Source organism: Streptomyces coelicoflavus (assembly GCF_003112555.1).
GTDB classification, from domain to species: Bacteria; Actinomycetota; Actinomycetes; order Streptomycetales; family Streptomycetaceae; genus Streptomyces; species Streptomyces coelicoflavus.
On sequence record NZ_BEWB01000023.1, the window covers coordinates 50,102 to 75,574 of the forward strand.

Here is a 25,473-nt window from a genome sequence, read left to right on the forward strand (position 1 = left end):
CAGAGAGATGAGGGGTAACGGGGATGGCTGAGACTCTGGGGCAGTTGCTGCCGGTGTACGTCCTGGCCGACGAGTCGGGTTCGATGTCGGACTACGTCGGTGATCTGAACGAAGGGATGAAGTCCCTCCACGTCGCGCTGCTCGGGGAACCGATGGCCGCGGCCAAGGTGCGCTTCTCCGTGCTCGGCTTCGCCAACCGGGTCACGGAGAGACTGATCCTGGCGGACCTGAGGAGCGAGGCCGAGTTGCCGCGGCTGTCGGCGGGCGGCGGCACCAACTACGACGCGGCGTTCCAGGCCCTTCTGGACCGCATCCCGCAGGACGTCCGGGACCTGAAGGCACAGGGGTACCGGGTGCACCGGCCCGCGGTGTTCCTCCTCAGCGACGGCCAGCCCAACAGCGGAGGGGACTGGCGCGAGACGCACCGGCGGCTCACCGACCGCTCCGTCACCGGAGCCGCGCCGAACATCATCGCCTTCGGGATCGGCGAGGCCCGCGCCGAGACCATCCTGTCCGTCGCCACCCGCCAGGACTTCGCGTTCGTGTCCATCCCGGGGGCGCAACTGGGCGACTCCATCGCCAGGTTCTTCACCGCGCTCACCAAGAGCGTGGTCGAGTCCGGCAACGCGGTCGCGTCGGGGCAGCCCGAGCTCGTGGTGGAGAAGCCCGAGGGCTTCCGGCTCGCGATCGACGAGGTCTGACGTGGAGAAACGCTCGTCGTGGTGGCGCTCCCGTTCCGGCCGGCCCCAGCCGCCGGACAGCGATACCCCCGAGGCGCCGACGGCACCACCTCGGCCCGACAGCGGGCAACCGGGACCGCCCGGCGGGGGCGCGGGGCCGGACGACGGGAGCTCCGGGCCTTACGGCACCGGCGCGGGGCCTGACGACGGGGAAGCGGAGGCATACGGCGGCGGGCCGGGGGCGTACGGCTGGGAACCGGGCCCGTACGGAGGGGATGTGAGGCGCGGCGGCCTGGAACGGGGGTCGCATGGCGAGGGCTTGGGGCCGTACGGCCGGGAGCCGGGTTCGTACGACGGCGACTCGGGGCCGCGGGGCCGGGGCCCGGGACCCTCCGGCCGGGACGCCGGGCCGCACTCGGCGGGGAGGCCGGAAGCCGCGTCCCCCGGGGCGGCCGGCGTGCCTGGTCAGGGGCCGGGCCCGCTGCCGGCCCCGTACGCCGTGGACGGACCGGGGCCGGGCGGCGCGCCCCGGAGCGGTGCCGACGGCACGGTGCACGGGGCGCCGCCCCGTGATGCCCTGCGCGGCGCCGACGCGTTGCCGCTTGGCGGTCCTGGCGGTCCTGGCGGCTCCGGGGAGTCGCGGTCGTCGTCCGTCGGCCTCCCTGGGGCCCCGGGGGCCGGTGGTGAGCCGGCGGATGCCGGCCGGGGCGGGCCGTACGGTGTCGGGTCGGGCGGGGACGCCGGGCCGGCCGGCGAGGCCGGGCCCCGGCATGCGGCGCCGCGGCCGTCGGGGCAGGAGCGCTACGCGCCCGCGCCGGGCGCCCGCCGCTGGGAGCGGGTCGTGCTGGGCACACCGGCCGCGCACGTGGAGCCGAAGCCGCCCCCGGCCGACCCCTACCGGCCCGACACCATCTTCGACGGCTGGTCGTCCCCGGGGCTGACCGTGCGGCTCGCCTCGGTCCGCGGCGACCAGCACCGGTTCGGCGGACCGCCCCGGCAGGACGACGTGGTCGTCGCCTGGCACGAGCCGACCGACCGGGTCGTCTTCGCCGTGGCCGACGGCGTCTCCTCCGCCCCGCACTCCCACATCGGCGCCGCGCTGGCCTGCCGCACCGCCGTCAACGACGTACTGGCACAGCTGGCGCAGGAACGGTCGGAACCGGACTGGACCCGTGTGCTCCAGGCCGCCGCCTACCAACTGGTGATGCGCGTCGCGGGCGGCCGGGAGCCCGGCGAGCGGGACCGGGCCGAAGCGGCCAGGCAGCTGGCGACGACGCTGGTCACGGGCACCGTGGCGGCGCGGGACGACGGCCGGATGGACGTCACCGTGGTGCGCGCCGGGGACTCGTCGGCCTGGTGTCTGCACGGCGGCGGCTACCACGCCCTGCTGCACGACGGGAGCGCGGAGGACGGCGACATCTCCAGCACCGCCGTGGTGGCCCTGCCGAGGCTGCTGCCGCGGACCCGGCCGATCACCTACACGCTGCCCGCGGACAGCGTCGTGCTGGTGGGGACGGACGGGTTCGGGGTTCCCCTCGGGGACGGCAGCGGCCCGGTCGGCGAGATCTTCGCCGGGGCCCTCCAGAACGGCCCGCCCGAGCCGAGGATGCTGGCCCACCTGCTCGACTTCTCCCGGGAGACCTTCGACGACGACCGCACCCTGCTCGCCGTGTGGTCCCGCCGTGCCCCGAGAGGCGGACCCCGGTGACCGGTGCCGGCACCGGTGCGGGTGCGGCACGGATCGCCCGCTCGGACCTGGTCCTGGGACGGCCGCTGGGCGACGGCGGGCAGGGCCGGGTGTGGGCGGTCGAGAAGCGGCTGGTGAACCGCACCTGGCCGGTGGCGTTCAAGGAGTACCACCCGAAGGCACTCGGCGAACTGCGGGTCGACGTGCTGGAGCGCATGGTCGCGCACCTGCCCTCCCGGCCCGCGTCCGAGGGGCGGTGGCTCGCCGGGAACACCGCCTGGCCGGCCGCGCTCGTGACGGACGGCCAGGGCGTCCGGGGCTTCCTGATGCGGCAGATCCCCGACGAGTACTTCCTCACGCTGCGGGGCGGTGCCCGCAAGCCCGCCGGTTTCGAGTTCCTGCTCAACCCCGAGGCGTACCTGCGCAACGTCGTGGGCGTGGTCCCCTCCCCGCGGCAGCTCTTCGGCCTGCTGCTCGCGCTGGCCGAGATGCTGGACCGGCTGCACGGCCTCGGCGTGGTCGCGGGGGACCTGTCCCCGAAGAACCTGCTGTTCTCGCTGTCCGGACCGCGTCCGGGCTGCTTCCTCATCGACTGCGACGCGATGGGGCTGCACGGCGCGTGGGCGCTGGAGCCGGTGCAGACGCCGGCCTGGCAACTGCCCGGCGGCGAGCGGGCCGAGACCCGGCAGGGCGACGCCTACAAGTTCGCGCTGCTGGCGGTGCGGCTGTTCATGCACGAGCAGCAGGGGCAGGACCCGGCTCCGCTGCGCGCACTGGATCCGGCCGTGGGCGAGCTGGCCGCGCGCGGCCTGGGCGCGGACCCGGCCCGGCGGCCCGCGCCCGGCGACTGGCTGGACGCGCTGAGCCGGGCGGCGGAGTCCGCGCCGAAGACGTGGCCCCGCCCGGCACCGCCGTCGCCGGCCCACGCACCGACGACCGTCATGCCACCGGTCGGGGCGCCGCGCGGGGCTGCGTCCGCGGCTGCATCCGGGGCGGCGCCCGCGGCGCCGCCGACGGGCGTCCCCGGCCCCGGCGGACCCGTGCCCGCCGGTGTGCACACGGGCCGTACTCCGGCTGCGGGCGGCGCGCCGCCGTACGGGCCCGGGCAACGTCCGGGCACCACCCGGAAGGGGTCGGGCAGGTCGGCGGGGTGCGTGGTCGTCCTGCTGCTCGTCGTCGCGTTCCTGGTCTGGCGCGGGCTGGGCGACAGCGGCTCCGACAGCGGCGGATCGGCCGTCGAGCCGGGCGGCGGCACCGGCACCGGAGCGAGCACGCCGACCACGTCGGCCCGCCAGGAGCGGGCGCGGGACCAGGCGGAGGGACTGGACAAGCTGCTGACCGACAACAGCGGCCACCGCAGCGGCGTCGCCGACGCGGTGCAGTCGCTGCTGCGCTGCACCGGACTGCGGGACGCCGAGAGCGTGTTCGGGGAGGCGGCCGAGGCGCGGGCCACGCTGGTCGAGCGTCTCGACGCGCTCGACCTCGACCGGCTGCCGACGGGCCTCGCCGGCGATCTGCGCACGGCCTGGCGGAGTTCGGAGGACGCCGACCGGGCCTATGCGCGACTGGCGGACGACGCCTCGGGCTCCTGCTCGTCGGACTCGATCGTTTCCTCGGCCGACTGGCGGGAGGCGGCGGAGGCCAACAAGCGGGCGACGGCGGCGAAGAAGGACTTCGTCGCGGGGTGGAACCCGGTCGCCGGGGAGTACGGACTGACCACGCTGGCCTGGACCGACCTGTGACGGCACGGCGGGCGGCCACCGTCACCGGGCCCGTAGGGTGTCAGGTCCGCCCGCTGCCCTCCCGCACCCGCTTCAGGGCGTCCGGGTTGTCGACGGTCACATGGGTGCGCCCGGTGGTCACCCAGCCGTCGGCACGCCACTGCTCGAGGATGCGGCTGACGGTCCTGCGCGAACCCAGGACCAGCCCGGCGAAGTCGTCCTGGGACAGGGGGAGCGCTATCTCGACGGCCCCGGAGGCGCCGCGCCGGCCGTACCCGGCGGCGAGATCGAGCAGCAGGTCGGCGAGGCGGGTGCTGAGGGTGTCGGCGCCGGCCGCGGTGCGCTGCCGGTCGGCGTCCCGGAGCCGGGCGGAGAGCATCTGGTGGACGGCGCCGGTGATGGCCGGGTGGTCGCGTGCCGCCGCCTTGAAGGCGGACGGGGGTATGCGCAGGGCGCGCACCGGGGTGAGGGCGGTGAGGGTGGCGGACCGGGCCCCGCCGTCCAGTCCCGCCTGTTCCCCGACCAGGTCTCCCGGGCCGCGCAGCGCGAGCACCGCCTGGTAGCCGGCGGCGGACGCGGCACTCACCTTGACGCAGCCGCTGCCCAGCACCAGAAGGTGGTCGGTGAGGTCGTTCTGCCGGAGCAACTCGTCCCGCGGCGCGTACGACGCCGGCCGGCCCGCGCCCCGCAGCGCCGCCCGCGCGGGCGCGTCCAGCAGGTCCCAGAACGGGGTGCCCCGCCCGTGCCCGATCGGCCCGGTGCTCCACAACTCCGAGGTCATCGGCGTCCTCCCCGCTGGGTTCCGGTCCGGGCCGGCCCTTCACGCGGTGCGCGGTACGGCAGGTGGTGCGGACGGTGCACAGGACGTTACCCGTGCCGGGGCCTCTGCAACCGCCGGTCCAGCGCCAGCGACAGTTCCGCCTCCACCACGCTGCGGGCCAGCGGGCGCAGGCGGTGGAGCTCCGGTTCGGGGGCGTGACGCAGGATCAGGTCGGCGAAGAGTCCGGCGAGGGCGTCGGCGTGTTCGCGGACGCGGGCGCCGGCCTGGAGGACCTCGCCGAGCGGGATGCCTTCGCGGACCAGGGCGGAGGAGACCTCGAGGAGGCGGTGGCTGATGTGGACCAGTTCGTCGCCGTCGGTGCCGAGGTAGCCCAGCTCCATCGCGGCGGCCAGGTTCTCGGCGCTGACCTCGCCCTCGAAGCGGGCGGCGAGCTCCTCGGGGGTGAGGCGGACCGGGGTCTCCTCGGTGGGCTCGCCGACGCCGAGCAGGTCGCCGACGTCGCGGCCGTGGTCGAAGGCGTCGGCGAGTTCCGCGATGCCGTTCAGGGTGTGGCCGCGCTCCAGCAGCGCCGCGATGGTGCGCAGGCGGGCCAGGTGGTGGTCGTCGTACCAGGCGATGCGGCCCTCGCGGCGGGGCGGCGGGATCAGTTTGCGTTCGCGGTAGAAGCGCAGGGTGCGCACCGTGATGCCGGCCAGGCGGGCCAGTTCCTCCATGCGGTATTCGCGCTTCTCGGTCACGGCACCGACCTTATGGCGTACCCCCGGTAACTTTCCTGCGTCCGACCCCTACCCATGAGTACGGAGCTGCTCTACGCTCCCATTGCGCCAGTATTCACTGGCACGGTTCCGAACGGTTCCAGACGGTCCAGGCAAGCGTGGAGGCTCCGGGATGGCCGAGCACGAGCAGGTTCACGAACACGTACGGGTGGCGGTGATCGGGTCCGGCTTCGGCGGCCTGGGGGCCGCCGTGCGGCTGCGGCGCGAAGGGATCACCGACTTCGTCGTACTGGAGCGGGCCGGCAGCGTCGGCGGCACCTGGCGGGACAACAGCTACCCCGGCTGCGCCTGCGACGTGCCGTCCCACCTGTACTCCTTCTCCTTCGCGCCCAACCCCGAGTGGCCGCGCACCTTCTCCGGGCAGGAGCACATCCGCGCCTACCTGGAGCACGTCACCGACACCTTCGGGCTGCGCCCCCACCTCCGCCTCGACTCGGAGGTGAAGCGGATGGCGTGGGACACCGAGCAGCTGCGGTGGGAGATCGAGACCGTGCGCGGCACCCTCACCGCCGACGTCGTCGTCTCCGCGACCGGGCCGCTCTCCGACCCCAAGGTCCCCGACATCCCCGGGCTCGACACCTTCCCCGGCAAGGTCTTCCACTCGGCCCGCTGGGACCACGACTACGACCTCACCGGCAAGCGCGTCGCCATGATCGGCACCGGCGCCTCCGCCATCCAGATCGTGCCGGCCGTCCAGCCGAAGGTGGGCCGGCTCACCCTCTTCCAGCGCACCCCGGCCTGGGTGATGCCCCGCGTGGACCGGGCCATCAGCGGCGCCGAGCGCGCCCTGCACCGGGCGGTGCCCGCCACCACCAAGCTCCGCCGCGGGCTGCTGTGGGGCATCCGCGAACTCCAGGTGCAGGCCTTCACCAAGCACCCCAACGAGCTGGGCTTCGTCGAGCAGATCGCCAAGCGCAACATGGGCGCCGCCATCAAGGACCCGGCCCTGCGCGCCAAGCTCACCCCCGACTACCGCATCGGCTGCAAGCGGATCCTGCTGTCGAGCACCTACTACCCGGCGCTCGCCAAGCCCAACGTGGACGTGGTCGCGAGCGGTCTCAGCGAGGTCCGCGGGTCGACCCTCGTCGCCGCCGACGGCACCGAGGCCGAGGCGGACGCGATCATCTTCGGCACCGGATTCCACGTCACCGACATGCCCATCGCCGAGCGGGTCGTGGGCGCCGACGGGCGGACGCTGGCCGAGACCTGGAAGGGCGGCATGGAGGCGCTGCGCGGCGGCACGGCGGCCGGCTTCCCCAACTTCATGACGGTCATCGGGCCCAACACCGGCCTCGGCAACTCGTCCATGATCCTGATGATCGAGTCCCAGCTGAACTACATGGCCGACTACCTGCGCCAGCTCAACGTCCTCGGCGGCCGCACCGCCCTCGACCCCCGCCCCGCCGCCGTGCGCAACTGGAACCACCGCGTGCAGGAACGCATGAAGCGCACGGTGTGGAACACCGGCGGCTGCACCAGCTGGTACCTGGACGCGAGCGGCCGCAACACCACCGTCTGGCCCGGCACCACCGCCGAGTTCCGGCGGGCGACGCGGCGCGTGGACCTCGCGGAGTACCAGGTGCTGCGCCCGAGCCCGGTCGGGGCCGAGGCCACCGACGCGAACACCGGCGCGGACGCCGAGGTGAGCGCGTGAGCCGCCTGACGCACGTCGCCGACGGGCCGTACGCCCCGCCCGTGCCCGCCCACGAGCTGACCGTCACCGCCGCCGACGGCGCCCGGATCCACGTCGAGGTGCACGGCCCCGAGAACGCCCCCGCGGTGGTCCTCGCCCACGGCTGGTGCTGCTCAACCGCCTTCTGGGCGGCGCAGATCCGCGCACTGGCCGCCGACCACCGGGTCATCGCCTACGACCAGCGCGGCCACGGCCGCAGCCCGGCCAACCCGGCGTACGGCACCGAGCCGCTCGCCGACGACCTCGAAGCCGTCCTGGAGGCCACCCTCGCGCCGGGCGAGCGGGCCGTGATCGCCGGGCACTCCATGGGCGGGATGACGCTGATGGCCGCGGCGGGGCGGCCCGCGGTGCGCGAGCACGCGGCGGCCGTCCTGCTGTGCAGCACCGGCAGCGCGCGGCTGGTGGCGTCCGCCACCGTGGTGCCGATGCGGGCGGGCCGGGTGCGCACCTGGCTGACCCGGCGCATCCTCGGCTCCCGGGCGCCGCTCGGGCCGGTCACGCCGGTCGCCCGCCGCATCCTCAAGTACGGGACGATGGGCCCCGGTTCGGCCCCGCACATGGTCGACGCCTGCGCCCGCATCGTGCACGCCTGCCCCAGCCGGGTGCGGCACGGCTGGTCCCAGGTGCTCGACCTGCTCGACCTCGACCACGGCGTACGGGAGTTGCGCATGCCGGTGGAGATCGTGGTCGGTACGGCGGACCGGCTGACGCCGCCCGTGCACGCCCGCGCGCTGGCCGCCGCGCTGCCCGACTGCGTGGGCCTCACCGAACTCCCGGGCGTCGGCCACATGACGCCGGTGGAGGCGCCGGACCTGGTCACCGGCAGGATACGGGCGCTCGCCGCCACCCACATACCCAGCGCACGCGGTGAGCGTGCCGTACCCGCCGAGGAGAGCGCATGAGCAGGGTGAGCCTGGAAGGACGCGTCGCCGTCGTCACCGGAGCGGCGCGGGGCGTCGGGGAGCTGATGGCCCGCAAGCTGTCCGCGCGCGGGGTGAAGGTGGCGCTGGTCGGCCTGGAACCGGACGAACTCAAGCAGGTCTCCGCCCGGTTGCACAGCGACAGCGACCACTGGCACGCCGACGTCACCGACCACGAGGCGATGGCCCGGGTGGCGGCGGAGGTGAAGGAGCGCTTCGGGAAGGTCGACATCGTCGTCGCCAACGCGGGCGTGGCCACCGGCGGACCCTTCGTCGAATCCGACCCGGAGTCCTGGCGGCGGGTCATCGAGGTCAACCTGATCGGCTCGGCGGTGACCGCCCGCGCCTTCCTGCCCGCCCTGCTGGAGAGCCGCGGCTACCTGCTCCAGATCGCGTCGCTGGCCGCCCTCACCCCCGCCCCGATGATGAGCGCCTACTGCGCCTCCAAGTCCGGCGTCGAGGCGTACGCGCACAGCCTGCGCGGCGAGGTCGGGCACCGGGGCGTGAAGGTCGGCGTCGGCTATCTGTCCTGGACCGACACCGACATGGTGCGCGGCGCCGACCAGGACGACATCATGCGGGAGTTGCGGCAGCGGCTGCCCTGGCCGTCGAACAAGACCTACCCGCTGGGCCCGGCCGTGGACCGGCTCGTGGAGGGCGTCGAGCGCCGCTCCGCGCACGTCTACGGACAGTGGTGGCTACGCGGCATGCAGGGCGTGCGCGGCTACCTGCCGGCCGTCATCGGCACCGTCGGACAGCGCGAGATGCGGCGCTTCGGCGACCGGCTGGAGGGCCTGCGGACGGGCCTGGTCGGGGCCGGTGGAGCGGCCGACGAACAGCGTCCGACCAGCGCGACTACGGTCCGTAAGTGATCGACATGCGCACGGTCACGGCCCATGTGAATCTGATCGAGCACCCGGCCGATCCGGTCGGGCCCGATCACAGGAGTGAACCCACATGGGTATGAAGGACCAGTTCCAGGACAAGGCCGAGCGCATGCAGCAGCAGGGCAAGCAGCGTGCCGAGCAGGCGCGGGACCAGTTCCAGAACCGCGACCGCCGTCGCGACGAGGACGAGATGGACCCGTCCTCCCCGGCCTCGCGCCGCCGCGAGTCGGAGCGCCAGGACCCGTCCTCGCGCCGTCGCGACGAGGACGAGCGGCTCCAGGACAGCTTCGACGCCTGACGCGCCGCCGCTGAAGTGAGAGGGCGCCCTCCCGGATCGGACCGGGTGGGCGCCCTTTCCCGTGCCCCGTCGAGGGCGCGCAGGGCGCTACCCCCGCGGCGGCAGCGGCGGACGCGACCGGTCCGGTACGGCGTCGTAACCGGGGGGCGTCGCGGGCGGGTTGGTCTCCAGCAGCTCCAACGCGAGGCGGACCGCCTCGTCCAGGACCGGGTAGCGGCCCTCGGCCCAGTCCAGCGGGGTGCGCAGTGCCTCGACGTCGGGGGCGACGCCGTAGTTCTCCACGGACCAGCCGTAGGCGTCGAACCAGGCCGCGTTCATCGGCACCGTGATCACCGAGCCGTCGCCGAGGCGGTGCCGGCCGGTCATGCCGACGACGCCGCCCCAGGTGCGCTGCCCGACCACGGGACCGAGCCGCAGCAGTTTGAACGCGGCCGTGATCATGTCGCCGTCGGAGGACGTCGCCTCGTCGGCGACCGCGACGACCGGACCGCGCGGGGCGTTGGAGGTGTACGACTCCGGCTGGGCGTCCCGGGTCAGGTCCCAGCCCAGGATGGTCCGGGTCAGCTTCTCGATGACCAGCTCGCTGATGTGCCCGCCCGCGTTGCCGCGCACGTCCACGATGAGCGCGGGCCGGGACACCTCCATGCGCAGGTCCCGGTTGAACTGCGCCCAGCCGGAGCCGCCCATGTCCGGGATGTGCAGGTAGCCGCACCGCCCGCCGCTCAACTCCCGCACCACCTCACGGCGTTTGGCCACCCAGTCCTGGTAGCGCAGGGGGCGTTCGTCGACGAGCGGCACGACGGCGACCCGGCGGGAGGGGCCGGGGCCGCCCTCGGCGGGCGCGAAGGTCAGCTCCACCGTCGTACCGCCCGCGCCCGCCAGTAGCGGGGACGGGCCGAGGACCGGGTCGACCGGGCGGCCGTCGACGTGGGTCAGGACGGCCCCGTCGCGGATGCCCGTGCCGGCCAGCGGAGAGCGGGCCTTGGAGTCGGAGGAGTCGCCCGGCAGGATGCGCTTCGCCACCCACCGCCCCTCCCGGCAGACGAAGTTGGCGCCGAGCAGGCCCTGCCAGCGCTGGTAGTGCGCCGGGCCCTCGTTGCGCCGGGCGGCGACGACGTAGGCGTGCGAGGTGCCCAGCTCGCCCAGCACCTCGCGCAGCAGGTCGGCGAACTCGTCGGGGGAGGCGACCCGTTCGAGCAGCGGACGGTACTGGTCGAGGACCGCGTCCCAGTCGATGCCGCACATGCCGGGGTCCCAGAAGTAGGCGCGGATCAGGCGGCCCGCCTCGTCGTAGGCCTGGCGCCACTCGGCGGCCGGGTCGACCTCGTGCAGGATGCGGCGCAGGTCGATCCAGGTGGTCGAGTCGCCGTCGCCCACCTCGGTCGCCGGGACGGCGCGCAGGTCGCCCTCGTCGAGCACGACCAGGCGGCTGCCGTCGCCGCTGACCCGGAACCAGTCCAGGTGGTCCACCAGTTCCGACTTCTTCGCCTTGGCCAGGTTGAAGTGCTCCAGCGTGGGCCGCTCGCTCGGGTCGGCGGGGTTGGCGAAGGTCTCGCCGAGCGCGCCCGAGATCGGCCAGCGCAGCCAGACCAGGCCGCCGCCCGCGACCGGCTCGAGGGCCGAGTACTTGGAGGCGGTGACCGGGAACGGCGTCACCCGGCTCTCCAGACCCTCGACCTCGACCATCACCGCACCGCCCTCGCCGGGCTCGTCCTCCAGCGGGTCCAGGCCCCCGGCGGCGGGGCGGCCCTCGGGGTTGAGGGCGAAGGGGGAGGGGGTCGCGGAGGACAGCGGCACCAGGTAGGGGCGGCAGCCCAGCGGGAAGGACAGGTCACCGGTGTGCACGTCGTACACCGGGTCGAAGCCGCGCCAGGACAGGAAGGCGAGGTAGCGGCCGTCCCGGGTGAACACCGGGTTCTCGTCCTCGAAGCGGCCGTTGGTGACGTCGACGACGAGGGTGCCCTCGGGGCCGTCGATCCGGGCCATCTTGATCTGCCGCAGGGTGCGTCCGATGCCCGGGTGCGACCAGGTGAGCCAGGTCCCGTCGGGGGAGAAGGCGAGGTCGCGCACGGGGCCGTTGACGGAGCGGATCAGCTCGGTGACCCGGCCTCCGGCGGTCGCGGGGGTGCCCGGGGAGCCCGGCGTCACGGCGCCCCCGGCGTCGGCGCCGGCGCCGGTGCCTCCGGCGGTCGGGGGGACGCTTGGGTCGCCCGGGGTGCCGGTGTCCCCGGCGGCCGGTCCGGGTCCGGGGCCCGGGTCGTCGTGCGGGGCGCCTGCCCCGGGGGCGTCGGCCGCGGTGCCGCGGTCAGCGGGGGCGCGGTCCACGGGGGCGCTGCGCGCCGTGCCGCCTCCGGCGGGGGCGCTTCCCGTCGTGCCGCTGACGCTCGTTTCGCCGCCCTCGGCGCCGCCGGTCGCGGAGTCACCCCTCGGCGTGCCGTCTCCCGCGTCGGTCAGCGGCGTGCCGGTGTCCCCGGCGGCGGTGTCCTCGGCGGGGGCGCCCGGGGTGGGGACGTCCGAGGTGGGGACGTCCGGGGTAGGGACGTCCGAGGTGGGAGCCTCCGGGGTGGTGTCCTCCCGGTCGGCCGTCCCCGCCGCGTCCTCCTCCCCCGTGTCCGCCGGATACCCGGCGTCCATCGCCTCCAGCGCCAGCGCCACCTCCGTGTCCGCCTCCGCGACGTCGAGGATCAGCAGGCGCCCGTCGTGCGAGGCGACGGCGAGGCGGTCGCCCGCCGGGTCCGAGACCAGTTCCAGGACCCGGCCGAGGCGCCCGGAGGCCAGCCGCCGGGCCGCGCGGCCGCCGGTCGCCCGGGGCAGGTAGGAGATCTCGACGGCGTCCTCGCCCTCCGCGTCCGTCACGTACGCGATCCGCCCGCTCTCCCCGAGCATCTCCGGCAGCCGCACCCGTACCCCCGGGGTGTCGGCGATGGTGCGGGCCGGGCCGTCCCGGTGGGTGAGCCAGTACAGGCTGCCGCGCACGACGACGGCGCTCGCCCGGCCCGTCTCGTCGACGGAGACACCGCCCACGTGCTGAGCCGCGGGCACCTGGTACGTCCGCCGTCCCGCGCGCGGACCGCTCAGCCGCACATCCAGCCTGCGCGGTGCCGAGCCGGGTGCGAGGTCGTCCACGAGCCACAGGTCGCCCGCGCACTGGTACACCACCCGGGTGCCGTCGCTCGCGGCGTTGCGGGCGTAGAACGCGTCGTGGTCGGTGTGGCGGCGCAGGCCGGTGCCGTCGGGGGCGCAGGAGTAGAGGTTGCCGACGCCCTCGTGGTCGGAGAGGAAGGCGATCCGGCCGCCGACGAACATCGGGGCGGCGAGGTGCCCGCCGAGGTCGGGCAGGATCCGCTCCCCGTGCAGCCAGAGCCGGCCCGTGGCGCCGCCCCGGTAGCGCTTCCAGGCGGCCGGCTCGTGCGGCGGGGTGCCGGTCAGGAGCAGGGTCCTGCGCTCGCCGTCGAGGTCGGCGGCCTGGATGTCGGTGACCGGTCCCCAGGGCAGCTTGCGGCCGGGATCGCCGTCGGGGGTGACCTTGTAGGCCCAGGTCAGGTGCGAGAAGGGCTCGCCGTGCGAGGCGACGGCGAGGACGGCGGTGGTGCCGTCGGGATCGGGCGGCGACCAGCCGCAGACCCGGGTGTCGAAGCCGCCCCAGTGGGTGAGCTGCCGCCCGGGGCCGCCGTCCACCGGCACGAGGTGGACCTCCGGCACGAGACTGCGCCAGCTGGTGTACGCGATGTGCCGGCCGTCGGGGGAGAAGCGCGGGGGACCGGCCTTGGTGCGGTCGACGGTGAGCCGCCAGGCCCGGCCCGGACCGTCGAGGGACGCGAGCCAGAGGTCGTCCTCGGCCACGAAGCACAGCTGGTCGCCACTGAGGTGCGGAAGGCGCAGATAACTCACCCGCCCATGCTTTTCCGGGTGCCGGGTACCGGCAACTCGTGCGGTGCGCTTACGCGGTACCGACAACCGTGACCCAGAACACGAACGAAACAGTTTCGTTTCGCTAGGGGGCTGGGGTACATTCGTCATGTACGAAACGGTGTCGTTCTGGCGACGCCGAGTGGAAACCCGGACGGAGAGGAGTGGGCGAGATGACCGAGGCCACCACCGCGCGCCGCAGTCGGATCACTCCCGAGCGCGAGGCCGAGCTGTACGCGGCCGTGCTCGACCTGCTCCGTGAAGTCGGCTACGACGCCCTCACCATGGACGCCGTGGCCGCCCGCACCCGGTCCAGCAAGGCGACGCTCTACCGCCAGTGGGGCGGCAAGCCGGAGCTGGTCGTCAAGGCCATCCGGCACAACAAGCCGGGCGAGATCGGCGACGTCGACACCGGCTCGCTCCGCGGCGACCTGCACGCCCTCATGGTGCGCGAGGACGACTGCACCATGGAGCAGAACTCCGCGCTGATGCGCGGCGTCGCCATGGCCCTGCACCAGAACCCGGACCTCCGCCAGGCGTTCCGGGACCAGCTCATCGAACCGGAGATGGCGGAGTTCCGGCGCGTGCTGCAACGCGCCGTCGACCGCGGGGAGATCAGACCGGACTGCCCGGCGCTGGACTTCCTCGTGCACATGATGGTCGGCGGGTTCGCCACCCGCACGCTGCTGGACGACCAGCCGCCGACCCGGGAGTTCCTCGCCTCCTACATCGACGCCGTGATCCTCCCCGCACTCGGCGTCTCCACTCACTGACGATCCCCACGCACTGCCTGAGCCCCACCTGAGCCCCACCTGACGTAACCGCTCACGTCGTCGGGCCGATCACCCCTGCCCCGAAGATCCCACGACTGACCGGGAGTACGCCCCCGTGGCCACGTTCCTCTACAAACTCGGCCGGCTAGCCTTCCGCCGACGGCACTTCGTCGCCCTGATCTGGGTGGCCCTGCTGACGCTCGCCGGCGTCGGCGCGGCCAGCGCCCCGCCCGCCGGCAACTCCTCCTTCTCCATTCCCGGAACGGAGGCCCAGAAGGCCTTCGACCTGCTGGAACAGCGCTTCCCCGGGGCGAGCGCCGACGGAGCGACCGCACGCGTCGTCTTCAAGGCACCGTCCGGCGAGAAGATGACGGACGCCGGCCACAAGGCGACCGTCGAGAAGACCGTCGACGAACTGTCGGACGGCTCCGAGGTCGCCTCGGTCGCCGACCCCTACACCGGCAACGCCGTCAGCAAGGACGGCACCATCGCCTACGCCTCGGTGAAGTACGACGTCTCCGGCATGGAGCTGGAGGAGTCCACCAAGGACGCCCTGGAGGACGCCGCCCAGCAGGCGCGCGACGCCGGGCTGACCGTCGAGGTCGGCGGTGACGCGCTCCAGGCCGTCCCGGAGACCGGGGCCACCGAGGTCATCGGCATCGCGGTCGCCGCCGTCGTCCTGGTCATCACCTTCGGCTCCCTGGTCGCGGCCGGGCTGCCCCTGCTCACCGCCCTGATCGGCGTCGGTATCGGCGTCTCCTCGATCACCGCGCTGGCCAGTGCGCTCGAACTGGGCTCGACCACCTCGATCCTGGCCATGATGATCGGCCTCGCGGTCGGCATCGACTACGCCCTGTTCATCGTCTCCCGCTACCGCGCCGAACTCGCCGAGGGGCGTGAGCGCGAGGAGGCCGCCGGACGGGCGGTCGGCACCGCCGGATCGGCCGTCGTCTTCGCGGGTCTCACCGTCGTCATCGCCCTGGTGGGCCTCGCGGTCGTCAACATCCCGATGCTCACCAAGATGGGCATAGCCGCCGCCGGCACCGTCGCCATCGCGGTCCTGATCGCGCTCACGATGATCCCCGCGCTGCTCGGCTACGCCGGCCGCAGGGTCAAGCCCGCCGGGGCGAAGGGCAAGCGGCTGGGCCGCTCCCGCAAGAGCGAACCGGATCCGGACGCGCCGAAGCCGGACCAGCCGGCCGGACAGCCGAAGGCCAACCTGGGCACCCGCTGGGCGAGCTTCGTCGTCCGCCGCCCCCTCGCCGTCCTCCTCCTGGGCGTCATCGGCCTCGGCGCCGCCGCGGTCCCCGCGGCCTCCCTGGAACTGGGCCTGCCCGACGACGGCTCCCAGCCGACGTCCACGACCCAGCGCCGCGCCTACGACCTGCTCTCCGAGGGCTTCGGCCCCGGCTTCAACGGCCCCCTGATGGTCGTCGTCGACGCGAAGGGCAGCGACGCGCCCAAGGACGCCTTCAGCGACGTGGCGGGCAAGATCGAGGGCCTCGACGGCGTCGTGGCGGTGACCCCGCCCGCACCCAACAAGGGCGGCGACACCGCGACGATCACCGTGATCCCGGACTCCAAGCCGTCCTCCGTGCAGACCGAGGACCTGGTGCACTCCATCCGTGACGCGGGCGGCGACATCGAGGCGAAGACCGGCGCCGAGACCCTGGTCACCGGCTCGACGGCGATGAACATCGACGTCAGCGAGAAGCTCAACGACGCGCTGGTGCCGTACCTGGTCCTGGTCGTCGGCCTGGCCTTCCTGCTCCTCATCGTGGTCTTCCGCTCGATCCTGGTCCCGCTGAAGGCGGCCCTCGGCTTCCTGCTCTCCGTCATGGCGGCGCTCGGCGCGGTCGTCGCGGTCTTCCAGTGGGGCTGGCTGTCCGGCCTGATGGGCGTCGAGGAGACCGGCCCGGTCATGTCGATGATGCCGATCTTCATGGTCGGCGTGGTCTTCGGCCTGGCCATGGACTACGAGGTCTTCCTGGTCACCCGCATGCGGGAGGCCTACGTCCACGGCGAGAAGCCGAACCAGGCGGTCGTCACCGGCTTCAAGCACGGCGCCCGGGTCGTCACCGCCGCCGCGGTGATCATGATGGCGGTCTTCGCGGGCTTCATCGGCTCCAGCGAGTCCATGGTCAAGATGATCGGCTTCGGCCTCGCGATCGCCGTCTTCTTCGACGCGTTCGTCGTCCGCATGGCCATCGTCCCGGCGGTCCTCGCCCTGCTCGGCAAGAAGGCCTGGTGGCTGCCGAAGTGGCTGGACCGCGCGCTGCCCAACGTGGACGTCGAGGGCGAGGGCCTGCGCTCCGGCGACGAGCGGGGCTCCGGCCCCGACGAGGACCGGGAGCTGGTGCGCGCCTGACCACCTGACCGTCACCTCCGGCAGGGGGTGACCCGACCAGCCGGTGAGGGCTTCCGTGGGGACGGGGCCGCCCTCACCGGCTTCCCCCTGTTCAGGGGGCCCGCGACCGGCCGCACAACCGGGTCGCCCGTGCGTCGCACGCACCGCTACGGTGCCCTGCATGACGACGACCGACGACGCCTCCGAGTCCACCGCCGCCCACCCCCGCTTCGCCGCCGCCCTGCGCGAACTCGGCCTCGGCGACCTGGCCGCACGGGCCCGGCGCTTCCCGGAGGCCACCCGCACCGCCACCGAGGCCGCCGCCGCGATCGGGTGCGAGCTGAGCCAGATCTGCAAGTCGCTCATCTTCGCCGCGGACGGCGTGCCCGTACTCGTCCTCATGGACGGCGCCTCCCGCGTCGACCTGGACCGGGTCCGCGAGGAACTCGGCGCCGAGAAGGTCACGCGGGCCAAGGCCGACGTCGTACGGGAGACGACCGGGTACGCGATCGGCGGGGTGCCGCCCTTCGGGCACCGGACCAGGACCCGGGTGCTCGCCGACCGGTCCCTGCTCGGCCACGAGACCGTCTGGGCCGCCGCCGGCACGCCGTACGCCGTCTTCCCGATGGAGCCCAAGGAGCTCGTCGCCACCGCCGGGGCCACCCTCGTGGACGTGCGCGAGCGCTCCGCGTGACCCCACTGGTCACCGCCGCCGTCCTGCTCGCCGCGGTCACCCACGCCGGGTGGAACGCCATCGCCCACCGGATCACCGACAAGCTGACCGGGTTCGCGCTGATCTCGGGCGGCGGGATGTTCATCGGGCTCGCGCTGCTGCCGTTCACGGCGTTCCCGGCGGCCGGGGCGTGGCCCTACCTCCTGGTCTCCGCCGCCATCCACATCGCCTACTACGCCCTGCTGATGCGGTCCTTCCGGCTGGGCGACTTCGGCCAGGCCTACCCGATCGCCCGCGGCAGCGCGCCGCTGCTGGTCACCGTCCTCGCCGCGGTCTTCGCCCACGAGGTGCCGGACGGCTGGGCGGCCGGGGGCATCCTGGTCTCCTGCGCGGGGCTGACCGGCGTCGCCCTGTGGGGGCTGCGGGGACGGCGGCCCGACTGGGCGGCCATCGGCGCGGCCCTGGCCACCGGGGTGACCATCGCGGCGTACACGGTCGTCGACGGCCTCGGCGTACGCGCCTCCGGGACCTCCCTCGGGTACATCGCCTGGCTGATGGCGGTGCAGGGGACGGTCCTCCCGGCGTACTTCCTCTACCGCCACCGCGCCGGTGCCCCGGCGCTGCTGCGGCCGTACGCCCGTCTCGGACTGCTCGGCGCGGCGATGTCCGTCACCGCCTACGCCCTGGTCCTGTGGGCCCAGACCCGCGCCGAACTCGCGCCCATCGCCGCCCTGCGCGAGTCGTCAGTCAAGCTTCGCTCAGGCTGCGTTTCCCATTGGTACGAAGACTGCCGAGCTCAGCGGCCTTGCGCCGTCGTACAGGCGCATCCCATTGCCCCTGGGCCAGCCGCCCTTGACCGCCCGGGCCTTCCCGCTGTGCGCGAACCCGCCGTCTGTCCAACGTGAGAGTCTCAGACCGCGTTCCTGGGGATGCTCACCGCAGAAAACTGCGATGAACCAGAAAGCAGGGGGTGGTGCGTGTGCGACGGGGTGCGCGCGAAGTCATGCTCACTCGACAAGGCGTTGGTGCTATTGCGGCGGCATCGCTGGCCGCATTCGGTCTACTAAGTGCAGCATTTCAGGTTGCTCTCGCAGTATGGCCAAGCCTGACCCAACATGACATATGGATTTTGATATTGCTGGCCAGCAGCTGTCTCGCCGCAGGAGTCTGGCATGCCTGGCCAAAATTCGAAACAGATCACAGGTATAGGTATCCGGATTTTGCGATCCAGGTGAAATGTGGAGACGTACTGGATGAGCCAGAGAACGTGATTATTGGCTTCACAGACACTTTTGATACCGACCTTGAGGGTGGGATCGTAATCAGTCCTCGAAGCGTGCAAGGCCAATTTCAAGAAAGATACTACATCGGCTCTACCGGGAATCTTGATTCTGATCTAAGCAGACGGTTGTCTGGCGTTCAACTGAGTGCGTCAGAGGACGTCGATAATAAACGGAGGGGAAAACGAGATCGGTATCCAATAGGAACGACGGTGATGCTTGAGCGGTCAGGAAAACGATTCTACGCTGTAGCCTACGGGTACATGAGAAATGACTTGCGAGTTAGTTGTTCCGTGGATGCGCTCTGGGCGAGCCTTACGGCGGCTTGGAACTCAGTCCGGGTTCATGGCGGGCTCGATCCGGTAGCCATCCCTGTAATAGGCTCGGAGTTGGCGCGAGTGGGGTCGCTGGATCGAACAAGTCTGATTAAGATGATCGCTCTCTCGTTCGTTGCCTCATCGCGCGAGGAGATAGTGTCTCGGAAATTGACTATCGTAGTGCATCCGAAAGATCGCCATGCTGTGAACTTGGTAGATGTGGAGAGGTTCCTTAGAACACTCTGACCGTAGCGGCGGTGAGGTCGGCACCGCCACGACCAGAGATTGCCCCGATTTCTGCTGGGTGAGCTAGGTGAATTTATACAAAGATTGCCATCGGCAAAATTTGAACCGCCGGGTGCCTGACAAACGGTTCGTTAGACTGCAAGTTGAATCCCGGGATATTGGTCATGGCGTCGGTCACAGAACCTGACATGTCTTCCATCTTCCCCACGACACTTCGACGCGAAAGATTAATGGACTCGCCCTCACGTACCACGCGGGTGACCTTACCCAAGACGATGAAGTCCCCCGAGCTGAGTTTTTCCGCTACGGCGGCGTCGTAGTATTCTGACGACACAGTCAGAACCGCCCTAACTCCTGATGCTGTCTCAAGAACAACGTCGTGAATGGGTGACGATTCCAACTCTTCCTTCATCTTCCTCATGAACCTCATCTCGATGCTTTGTTCGAACTGTCGGAACTGCTCTGCCATCTCGGCGTATGGGTGCGCTTCGTTCTGGCCTGCTTGCTCGCGATTTTGCGGGTTCCCTGACCTACGGCTCGCAGATTTCTGAGAGCGCTTTTCCTCAACGCTTTGAGAAATGTCTCCCATATATGACATCGCCTGAGTGAAGATAGCCAGCATTTCTTCCAAAGGATTACCCGTGTACCGGCCTGAGAGCTTTACGAAAGTGCCGGGCGTGACCGCGGCCAACTGGTCTCGGTTCTCGAGCGCCAGGATTGCATCGTCCTGGTGAAGAAAAGCATAAAGCCCATTGAACAGGCTGGCTGCGGTGTGGTGACGCGCCACTTTGGTCTCAGCAGTTTCGGCAACAGGGTGGCCGCCTTCCGTGCTAAGGGAGGATTCCAATCCCAGAAGCGCCCCCAAGGAAGGTAGCTTCATCTCGCCTTCGCGGTTTGGCTTTCCCGATCGTAGCTTTTCTTTCTGGACGGTCTGCTCGCTGGAGAGGTGCACCCCTCCCTCGAGGTAGGCAAGGAAACTAACCATCATCTGCACGTCGAGGTATAGGGGGTGAGCCAGTTCGTAGTCAGCCATGTCATTAGGCTTAGCACACACGCGCTGTGACGTGCGGCTGTTTAGATGCAAGTTAGATCGAACGAAGGGGCCGGGAGGCTGGTGACGCAGATGGTGGGGCGAATCGGGCAAATGCCCTACATATAGCGGAAGGGGACCTCTGGGGATGCCAGGCTCCCTCCCGAGGTGGCAACGTCAGCGCGACCTGGTCGATAGCGCGATTGCCCGCCTTTTCGGTGATGTGCCCCCTCGCTGTCAGTGCGTGCCCTTAGTCTGTTGTTCATGGCTCTGCAAACAATCACATTGAGCGTTTTGATCGCATCTCCGGGCGACACGGCCTCCGAGCGTGACCTCGTTGAGGATGTAATTCGTAGCTGGAACAGTGATCACACGCTGCGACGCAAGGTTCACATGCTGCCGTTGCGGTGGGAGTTGGACGCTGTTCCGATGATGGGGCGTAATGATGCCCAGCAGGAGATTAATGAGCAGTTTGCTGATGCGGCGGACATTGTAATTGCGGTATTCAACAGTCGTCTTGGTAAGGCGACTGCTCGTGCAGCCTCTGGCACGGCAGAGGAGATTCTCCGGGCTCGTGAACGTGGTGCTGTGGTTCATGTCTTCTTTTCCGAAGGTTCTGTGCCGCGCGACCATGATCCTGATCAGCTCAAATCGCTAAAAGAATTCCGATTGGAAATGCAGGAGTACGGTCTGACGGGAACCTATGTCTCCCCAGACGACCTCGTCACCAAAGTGCGCAGAAGCCTAGAGCGTGACGCCTACGATTTGAGTGATTTGAGTCACGATGATGCTGAGGCTCCTGCCTCGGTTTCGGGAGCGATTTTGCGGTCCACTTATCTCTTCGATCGAGAGCCGGTGACCGATAATCGCGGGCGAGTGAAAATGAAGTCAGTGAGAGAACGCCTCCGCGTGGAGAATCTGGGCGACACGGTCGCAGAAGATGTAGAGCTGGAGCTTCGCTCTGCTGCGGAAGGGGAGGCTCCAATCGTGTTCGGAGACATGACGGCATCGAGCATCCTCCCTCGCTCGCACGTCGATTTTCCAGTAGCAGCAACGGGGCTAGGGTTCGCCCTGCAGGGGACCGTGGTACATCGGTGGACTGAGGGTGGACAAGCTCACGAAGAGGAGCAGACGATCTCGTGGACATAGATGACTTCGAATGCTTTCGTACCTTCGTGGCCCGTAACTCTTCGCGATAGGTGGGTGATTGCGAAGCGGCCTCCAGTGGTCGCCAGGCCTTACTCGCTCGTAGGCGGGTAGCGTCAGCGTGTGTTCGGCGTGCGTCGGGTTGGTCACCCGTGACGCACCCGATTGATCGCGCGACTAGGGGAGCTGGTACGGGCATGGCGGTTGACGCTGCTCGATCGGACGAGGGGTTCACGTCGGCGGCGGTTACGCGGGTGATGGTTGCCGCGTGCCGGGCAGTGGGCCTCAACGACAGAGGCGCTGCGTTGATCCGGCTTGGTGAGAACGCGCTGTTCCGGCTGACTGAGGCACCGGTGATCGTCCGCGTGGCTCGGGGGCGGGAGTGGCTGCCAACGGCGCAGAAGGAAGTTGCAGTTGCCCGGTGGTTGGAAGAAGAGGGGGTGTGTGCGGCACGCATCGTGGAGGATGTGGAACAGCCCCTGCTGATCGACGGGCATCCGGTGACGTTCTGGCACCGGATCGTGGAGGGTGATCGGAAGGCTGCCTACGGGGAACTGGGGGCGGCGCTGCGTGACCTTCACTCGCTCAAGGCGCCGGCCAGGCTTGAGCTGCCTCGCTTTGACCCCTTTGGTAAGCAAGAGCTGCGGATCGATCGTGCGCCGATTCCCGAGGATGACCGGATGTTTCTGCGGAAGCGGTGGCGTGAACTGCAGGATCGGTATGCCGAGCTGAGGTTTGAGACTCCTCGGGGGCCGGTGCACGGGGATGCTCACGTGCAAAACCTGATGGTGGACGACCGTGGGCAGGTGGTGCTGATCGACTTCGAGGCCTTCTGCTACGACCACCCTGAGTGGGATCTGATGGTCACCGCTGTTGAGCATCACAGCCTTGGGTGGCAGAGCGACGAGCAGTACGCCGACTTCGTGAGTGCGTATGGGCGGGACCTGTACGACTGGCCCGGTTACGAGACGCTGCGCGGTCTTCAGGAGTTCGGTATGACGACGTGGCTCATGCAGAACATCCGGGAGGACGAGAGGACGGCTGCGGAGTATCGCCGGCGTATCGCGGCCCTTCGTGATGATGCTGCTCCGCGGGATTGGCGTCCCTGGTAGGGGGCTACTCGTCGTCGTCCAGGCGAGCCAGTGCATCGCGCACCTGGTCGTTGAAGGCGGCCACCACGGGGTTGCCCCCGTGTCCGCTGACCTCGGCCTGGAAGTCGGTGACGTAGCGCTGGAAGCGGTTTGACTGGAGGCTGTCGCCGCCGTCCACGGCCAGGCTGGCTGTCTGGACGGCGGCTTCGAGTTCGCCGTTGAGCAGCTGGCTCTGGGCGAGCACCATGCGGCAGAACCCTAGTGTGCGGGCGTACTTCGGGTCGGTGCTGTCCACGGCTCGCTGTGCCTGCTCGACGGCCTCGCGTCGCATCTTGAGGTCGCGGAAGCAGTGGCAGAGTTCGCCCATGAGTTCCGCTGAGTCGAAGTAGCCCAGCCATGCCGGGTCTTCTCCGGCGTCTGCGCGCTCGAAGTGGCGTTCCGCTTCGTTCATGGCGCGTCCGGCGGCGATTCGGTCTCCTGCGTTCGACAGGGCGCGCGCTTCCATGGCGGCGTAATTCGCCATGGCACGTGGGGTGGCTCTTCCCTTGGCTCCCTCGACGGCGGCTCGGGCCAGTTGGATGGCCTGGGGGTGGTGGCCGAGGTAGTTGGCCTGGTGGCTGAGGTTGCCGAGGATGCGGGCGCCGAACATGCGGTCGTCGATGACCTGGGACAGGCGCAATGTGGAAGTCAGGTAGCGGTGGGCGAGCCGGTGGTTGCCGGTGTCGTACGCGGTCCATGCGAGGAGCTGGGACACCTCGGCGGCTGCGCCGTAGAGCGCGGTGCCTACCTTCTGGCTGTAGCTCGCGCTGAGCAGGGGGAGGACTTCGTGCCGGAAGTAGTGGCGTAAGGCGCGGTGGCCGTGGCCGCCTCCGTACTTGAAGTCGAGTTGCATGAACATGTCCGCTGCGTCTCGGATTGCCCGGACGTCGCGCATGCCGATTCGCTGGTGTGCCGGCCTGTCGGCCTGGATGCCGTCGGGCCTGCTGATCATCCACGACAGGACGGTGGAACTCAGGTCCGTGTCGGCGACGATCAGACCTCCGTCGTCCGGTGTGTCTTCGGCGCGTTCCTGGGCTAGTCCGTCAAGCATGGACAGCGCGTCAGGGACAGTGCTCGGGTATCCGACTGAGTCCGGGGTGGGTTGCTTCGCGTGATCGAAGAAGCCGAGATCGCCGGGCGTGACGCGGCGGTTCAGCTTGGCACTGAGGACATCGGCCATGATCGCTGCAGTCTGAGGCTGGATGCCTGCGCCGTCGCGCCAACGCTGGACGGCGACGTGAGTGGTTCCCAGGGGCACGCCGCGTTGCGTTGCGGCGTCCTTCATTCGTTTCGCAAGCCCTTTGTTCGAGACCTGCGCTTCGTTCATGACGGCGATCAGTTGCGCGTTCGGCTCTCGGCTCATGCTCCCCTGCCAGCCCGAGAAATGACGGCGAGTGTTCATCGTGTCACAACGTGAGGGGTTGGGGGGTTCATTGGTGAACTCCCGCGGGCTTTGCCGGTGTTCATCTGAACCCCCCGGTGGACACTCCCGGTCAGACGCCGTTCGCCGTGTACTGACTTCCGCGTAGCAAGTGGTCCGGGAAGGGGCCGTCGAAGCTGACAAGGGGACGTCATGGACGCGAGGAAAACGCGGCAGCGCGAGCATGTGGGTGCGGAGATCGAGGCGTTCGCCCATTGGTTCGCGAAGCCTGATCTCTCCGCAGGGCACTTCTTGACTGTGACCCTCTTTGCGGAGGCCGCCGACTCGGCGCGCGTGGCGCGAGACATGACGGCCGTGTTCCTGCGGGGCGCAGGTGCGGATGCAATGGTGGACGACGCTCGGTTGATCGTCTCGGAACTGGTCGGCAACGTGGTGAATCACGTCGTGCCGGAACCTGCTCTGGCTCAGCCTGGCGGTTCCCGTCGTATGGACGTGAGCTTCAAGCTGTGGCCGAAGTGGCTCTTCATCGGGGTCACGAATGAGGACTCGACACCACCGCTTCTCCCTGTGGGAGATGTCTTCTCACCTGGGCTGATGGGTGAGCTGTCAGAGGCAGTGCTGCCCGACAACGGTCGAGGGCTGCTGATCGTTCAGCGGCTGGCGTCCGCTGTCTGGTGGACGCCGGGAGACGGCGGCGGCAAGACGGTGTGGTGCCGCATGGATGTGGCCCAAGGAGCAGAGGCCGGCTCACCTCGTTGATCTCCGGGCCGTCGCCTCCGGAACACTCCTTCGCGATCAGGAGCGGAGCGGCGGCCCGGACACCGGCCGGAGTCTGACCTCTCCGGCCCACGGGGCGCGGTCCCTTGCGAACTGTCTACCGGGTTCCCCACCCGGCCAAGGGGCCGCGCTTCACAACCTCATACCGAGACCGGACCACCCCCGCGCCTGGCAGCAACCGGGGTGGTCCGGGAGGGGACACAGCGTTCCCCGGTGCCCGATGGTACCGGGGTCGCTGTGCTGTCTACACGCCCCGGGCCACGAAGAGTTGACGATCCGTCGGTTTAGCGGATGGGAGTGGCCAAGTGACTGGCGCGGGTGAGGATTGGCTTCGTGACGGCCTCGACGACATCGCGGACGCGGGGTCGGGTCTGTGGGTGCGTGGGGTCGATTACGTCGGGGGCTGGCGGTCGGCGCGTGAGTCTGCGGATCGGCTGAATCGTGCGCTTCTGGGTGCGGGCTTCGAGTTGTCCGCGGTGCGGGCCGTGGCGTCGGCGGACGAGGCGGGGCACGGTGTGGTGCGCCTGGCGGGCTGGCCGGAGACGGCGGATCGGCTCGCCGTGCTCCTGGAGGCGCTGGCTGGCCACGACGGCGGTGCGCGGTGATGGGCGCCGGGGTGGGTGAGTGGCGCACGTGGGCACGTCGTTGGGTGGAGAGACTTTGGGCGGGAGCTGCCATGGGGCGAGTGAACAGGGGGCCTTACGCTCGCCCGGCGAATCGGGCAGGCACTGGTCCTGCCCGCGTTTGTGCCCGATGGGCCCCCTGTTCTTCGAGGCTCGCCCCATGGTGGCTGCCTAAAGTCTCGGAACCCGGCGACCCCCAGCCGACCACGCCCCGGCCCTCGGCGGGCGGGCGTTGCCTCGACTCCCTGGCCGTGCTGCGGTGTGGGGCGTCGGGCGACCGGACGGGACCGGCGGTCACGCCGCATGCCCGGCCGGGGCGGCCGGGCGCCCCGGCGCGCCGCAGGCGCGCCCTTGAGGAAGTGAAGGTGGTTTCGACCGATCGTCGTTGCTGGTCAGGT

21 protein-coding genes are annotated in these 25,473 nt (G+C 70.6%); 16 read left to right on the plus strand and 5 right to left on the minus strand.

The annotated features are described in order from the left end of the window. The first annotated feature begins 23 nt into the window (after window positions 1–23). The 3 genes from Sco07f_RS38380 (at window position 24) to Sco07f_RS38390 (ending at window position 4,109) form a co-directional block, all read left to right on the plus strand. Window positions 24–701: a vWA domain-containing protein gene (locus tag Sco07f_RS38380; RefSeq protein WP_007390006.1), complete on the plus strand. Its 678-nt coding sequence runs from the start codon at window positions 24–26 to the stop codon at window positions 699–701. An 820-nt stretch (window positions 702–1,521) separates the two neighbouring features. Next, window positions 1,522–2,388: a protein phosphatase 2C domain-containing protein gene (locus tag Sco07f_RS39950; RefSeq protein WP_087790613.1), complete on the plus strand. Its 867-nt coding sequence runs from the start codon at window positions 1,522–1,524 to the stop codon at window positions 2,386–2,388. Next, window positions 2,385–4,109 carry a protein kinase family protein gene (locus Sco07f_RS38390; RefSeq protein WP_159107052.1) on the plus strand — a complete coding sequence of 575 codons (1,725 nt, stop codon included), beginning with the start codon at window positions 2,385–2,387 and terminating at the stop codon, window positions 4,107–4,109. Before Sco07f_RS39950 ends, Sco07f_RS38390 begins: the two co-directional genes overlap by 4 nt. 40 nt (window positions 4,110–4,149) lie before the next feature. On the opposite strand, the gene Sco07f_RS38395 is transcribed toward Sco07f_RS38390, so the two are convergent. Both Sco07f_RS38395 and Sco07f_RS38400 read right to left on the minus strand, forming a co-directional pair. Continuing rightward, complete coding sequence (locus tag Sco07f_RS38395) at window positions 4,150–4,869, minus strand: Crp/Fnr family transcriptional regulator (RefSeq protein ID WP_007450509.1); 720 nt, start codon at window positions 4,867–4,869, stop codon at window positions 4,150–4,152. Window positions 4,870–4,955: 86 nt separating this feature from the next. Further along, window positions 4,956–5,606 (minus strand): MerR family transcriptional regulator, encoded by a 651-nt coding sequence (locus tag Sco07f_RS38400; RefSeq protein ID WP_087790615.1) that lies wholly within the window; start codon window positions 5,604–5,606, stop codon window positions 4,956–4,958. Between the two features lie 151 nt (window positions 5,607–5,757). On the opposite strand from Sco07f_RS38400, the gene Sco07f_RS38405 reads away from it, so the two are divergent. From Sco07f_RS38405 to Sco07f_RS38420, 4 genes are all read left to right on the plus strand, one after another. After that, window positions 5,758–7,299: a flavin-containing monooxygenase gene (locus tag Sco07f_RS38405; protein WP_108990658.1), complete on the plus strand. Its 1,542-nt coding sequence runs from the start codon at window positions 5,758–5,760 to the stop codon at window positions 7,297–7,299. After that, window positions 7,296–8,240, plus strand: a complete 945-nt coding sequence (locus Sco07f_RS38410; protein WP_108990659.1) for an alpha/beta fold hydrolase — start codon at window positions 7,296–7,298, stop codon at window positions 8,238–8,240. The genes Sco07f_RS38405 and Sco07f_RS38410 overlap by 4 nt, the downstream gene beginning before the upstream one ends. Further along, complete coding sequence (locus tag Sco07f_RS38415) at window positions 8,237–9,130, plus strand: SDR family oxidoreductase (protein ID WP_108990660.1); 894 nt, start codon at window positions 8,237–8,239, stop codon at window positions 9,128–9,130. Before Sco07f_RS38410 ends, Sco07f_RS38415 begins: the two co-directional genes overlap by 4 nt. An 85-nt stretch (window positions 9,131–9,215) precedes the next feature. Next, complete coding sequence (locus Sco07f_RS38420; protein ID WP_007450503.1) at window positions 9,216–9,443, plus strand: hypothetical protein; 228 nt, start codon at window positions 9,216–9,218, stop codon at window positions 9,441–9,443. An 87-nt stretch (window positions 9,444–9,530) separates the two neighbouring features. On the opposite strand, the gene Sco07f_RS38425 is transcribed toward Sco07f_RS38420, so the two are convergent. Next, a complete protein-coding gene (locus Sco07f_RS38425; protein ID WP_108990661.1) occupies window positions 9,531–13,334 on the minus strand; it encodes a S41 family peptidase in 3,804 nt (1,267 codons plus the stop codon). 191 nt (window positions 13,335–13,525) lie between these two features. On the opposite strand from Sco07f_RS38425, the gene Sco07f_RS38430 reads away from it, so the two are divergent. The 5 genes from Sco07f_RS38430 to Sco07f_RS41300 all read left to right on the plus strand — a co-directional run bounded on the left by Sco07f_RS38430 (window position 13,526) and on the right by Sco07f_RS41300 (window position 18,988). Beyond that, window positions 13,526–14,125: a TetR/AcrR family transcriptional regulator gene (locus Sco07f_RS38430; RefSeq protein ID WP_108990662.1), complete on the plus strand. Its 600-nt coding sequence runs from the start codon at window positions 13,526–13,528 to the stop codon at window positions 14,123–14,125. Window positions 14,126–14,240: 115 nt separating this feature from the next. Next, window positions 14,241–16,493 (plus strand): MMPL family transporter, encoded by a 2,253-nt coding sequence (locus Sco07f_RS38435; protein WP_087790620.1) that lies wholly within the window; start codon window positions 14,241–14,243, stop codon window positions 16,491–16,493. Between the two features lie 160 nt (window positions 16,494–16,653). After that, on the plus strand, window positions 16,654–17,166 hold the full coding sequence (locus Sco07f_RS38440; protein ID WP_054103514.1) for a YbaK/EbsC family protein: 513 nt from the start codon (window positions 16,654–16,656) through the stop codon (window positions 17,164–17,166). After that, complete coding sequence (locus tag Sco07f_RS38445; protein WP_244942256.1) at window positions 17,163–18,050, plus strand: EamA family transporter; 888 nt, start codon at window positions 17,163–17,165, stop codon at window positions 18,048–18,050. Before Sco07f_RS38440 ends, Sco07f_RS38445 begins: the two co-directional genes overlap by 4 nt. A 98-nt stretch (window positions 18,051–18,148) precedes the next feature. Next, a complete protein-coding gene (locus tag Sco07f_RS41300) occupies window positions 18,149–18,988 on the plus strand; it encodes a macro domain-containing protein (protein ID WP_369695816.1) in 840 nt (279 codons plus the stop codon). Window positions 18,989–19,061: 73 nt separating this feature from the next. Here the strand turns inward: Sco07f_RS41300 and Sco07f_RS39955 are convergent, their stop codons facing one another. Continuing rightward, window positions 19,062–20,021: a DUF6414 family protein gene (locus Sco07f_RS39955; RefSeq protein ID WP_159107053.1), complete on the minus strand. Its 960-nt coding sequence runs from the start codon at window positions 20,019–20,021 to the stop codon at window positions 19,062–19,064. A 261-nt stretch (window positions 20,022–20,282) separates the two neighbouring features. Here Sco07f_RS39955 and Sco07f_RS38455 point away from each other — a divergent pair, with 261 nt between their 5' ends. Both Sco07f_RS38455 and Sco07f_RS38460 read left to right on the plus strand, forming a co-directional pair. Beyond that, window positions 20,283–21,167, plus strand: coding sequence for a DUF4062 domain-containing protein (locus tag Sco07f_RS38455; RefSeq protein WP_167468346.1), 885 nt, complete (start codon window positions 20,283–20,285; stop codon window positions 21,165–21,167). A gap of 194 nt (window positions 21,168–21,361) precedes the next feature. Continuing rightward, window positions 21,362–22,276, plus strand: a complete 915-nt coding sequence (locus Sco07f_RS38460) for an aminoglycoside phosphotransferase family protein (RefSeq protein WP_108990664.1) — start codon at window positions 21,362–21,364, stop codon at window positions 22,274–22,276. Between the two features lie 4 nt (window positions 22,277–22,280). Here the strand turns inward: Sco07f_RS38460 and Sco07f_RS38465 are convergent, their stop codons facing one another. After that, complete coding sequence (locus Sco07f_RS38465) at window positions 22,281–23,696, minus strand: NsdA family TPR-like regulatory protein (protein WP_501207506.1); 1,416 nt, start codon at window positions 23,694–23,696, stop codon at window positions 22,281–22,283. A 171-nt stretch (window positions 23,697–23,867) separates the two neighbouring features. Between Sco07f_RS38465 and Sco07f_RS38470 the strand changes: the two genes are divergently transcribed. Continuing rightward, entirely contained in the window at window positions 23,868–24,434 is a 567-nt protein-coding gene (locus Sco07f_RS38470) for an ATP-binding protein (protein WP_108990665.1), read from the plus strand. A 323-nt stretch (window positions 24,435–24,757) separates the two neighbouring features. Then, window positions 24,758–25,057, plus strand: a complete 300-nt coding sequence (locus Sco07f_RS38475; RefSeq protein WP_108990666.1) for a hypothetical protein — start codon at window positions 24,758–24,760, stop codon at window positions 25,055–25,057. Window positions 25,058–25,473: the final 416 nt, after the last annotated feature.

Excerpts from the sequence above, each read along its gene's own strand:
- Sco07f_RS38415 (WP_108990660.1), top strand. The coding sequence starts at position 8,237 with ATGAGCAGGGTGAGCCTGGAAGGACGCGTCGCCGTCGTCACCGGAGCG.
- Sco07f_RS38420 (WP_007450503.1), top strand. The coding sequence starts at position 9,216 with ATGGGTATGAAGGACCAGTTCCAGGACAAGGCCGAGCGCATGCAGCAG.
- Sco07f_RS38405 (WP_108990658.1), top strand. The coding sequence starts at position 5,758 with ATGGCCGAGCACGAGCAGGTTCACGAACACGTACGGGTGGCGGTGATC.
- Sco07f_RS38455 (WP_167468346.1), top strand. The coding sequence starts at position 20,283 with ATGGCTCTGCAAACAATCACATTGAGCGTTTTGATCGCATCTCCGGGC.
- Sco07f_RS38380 (WP_007390006.1), top strand. The coding sequence starts at position 24 with ATGGCTGAGACTCTGGGGCAGTTGCTGCCGGTGTACGTCCTGGCCGAC.
- Sco07f_RS38395 (WP_007450509.1), bottom strand. The coding sequence starts at position 4,869 with ATGACCTCGGAGTTGTGGAGCACCGGGCCGATCGGGCACGGGCGGGGC.
- Sco07f_RS38460 (WP_108990664.1), top strand. The coding sequence starts at position 21,362 with ATGGCGGTTGACGCTGCTCGATCGGACGAGGGGTTCACGTCGGCGGCG.
- Sco07f_RS38430 (WP_108990662.1), top strand. The coding sequence starts at position 13,526 with ATGACCGAGGCCACCACCGCGCGCCGCAGTCGGATCACTCCCGAGCGC.
- Sco07f_RS41300 (WP_369695816.1), top strand. The coding sequence starts at position 18,149 with ATGCTCACTCGACAAGGCGTTGGTGCTATTGCGGCGGCATCGCTGGCC.
- Sco07f_RS38440 (WP_054103514.1), top strand. The coding sequence starts at position 16,654 with ATGACGACGACCGACGACGCCTCCGAGTCCACCGCCGCCCACCCCCGC.
- Sco07f_RS38465 (WP_501207506.1), bottom strand. The coding sequence starts at position 23,696 with ATGAACACTCGCCGTCATTTCTCGGGCTGGCAGGGGAGCATGAGCCGA.
- Sco07f_RS39955 (WP_159107053.1), bottom strand. The coding sequence starts at position 20,021 with ATGGCTGACTACGAACTGGCTCACCCCCTATACCTCGACGTGCAGATG.
- Sco07f_RS38470 (WP_108990665.1), top strand. The coding sequence starts at position 23,868 with ATGGACGCGAGGAAAACGCGGCAGCGCGAGCATGTGGGTGCGGAGATC.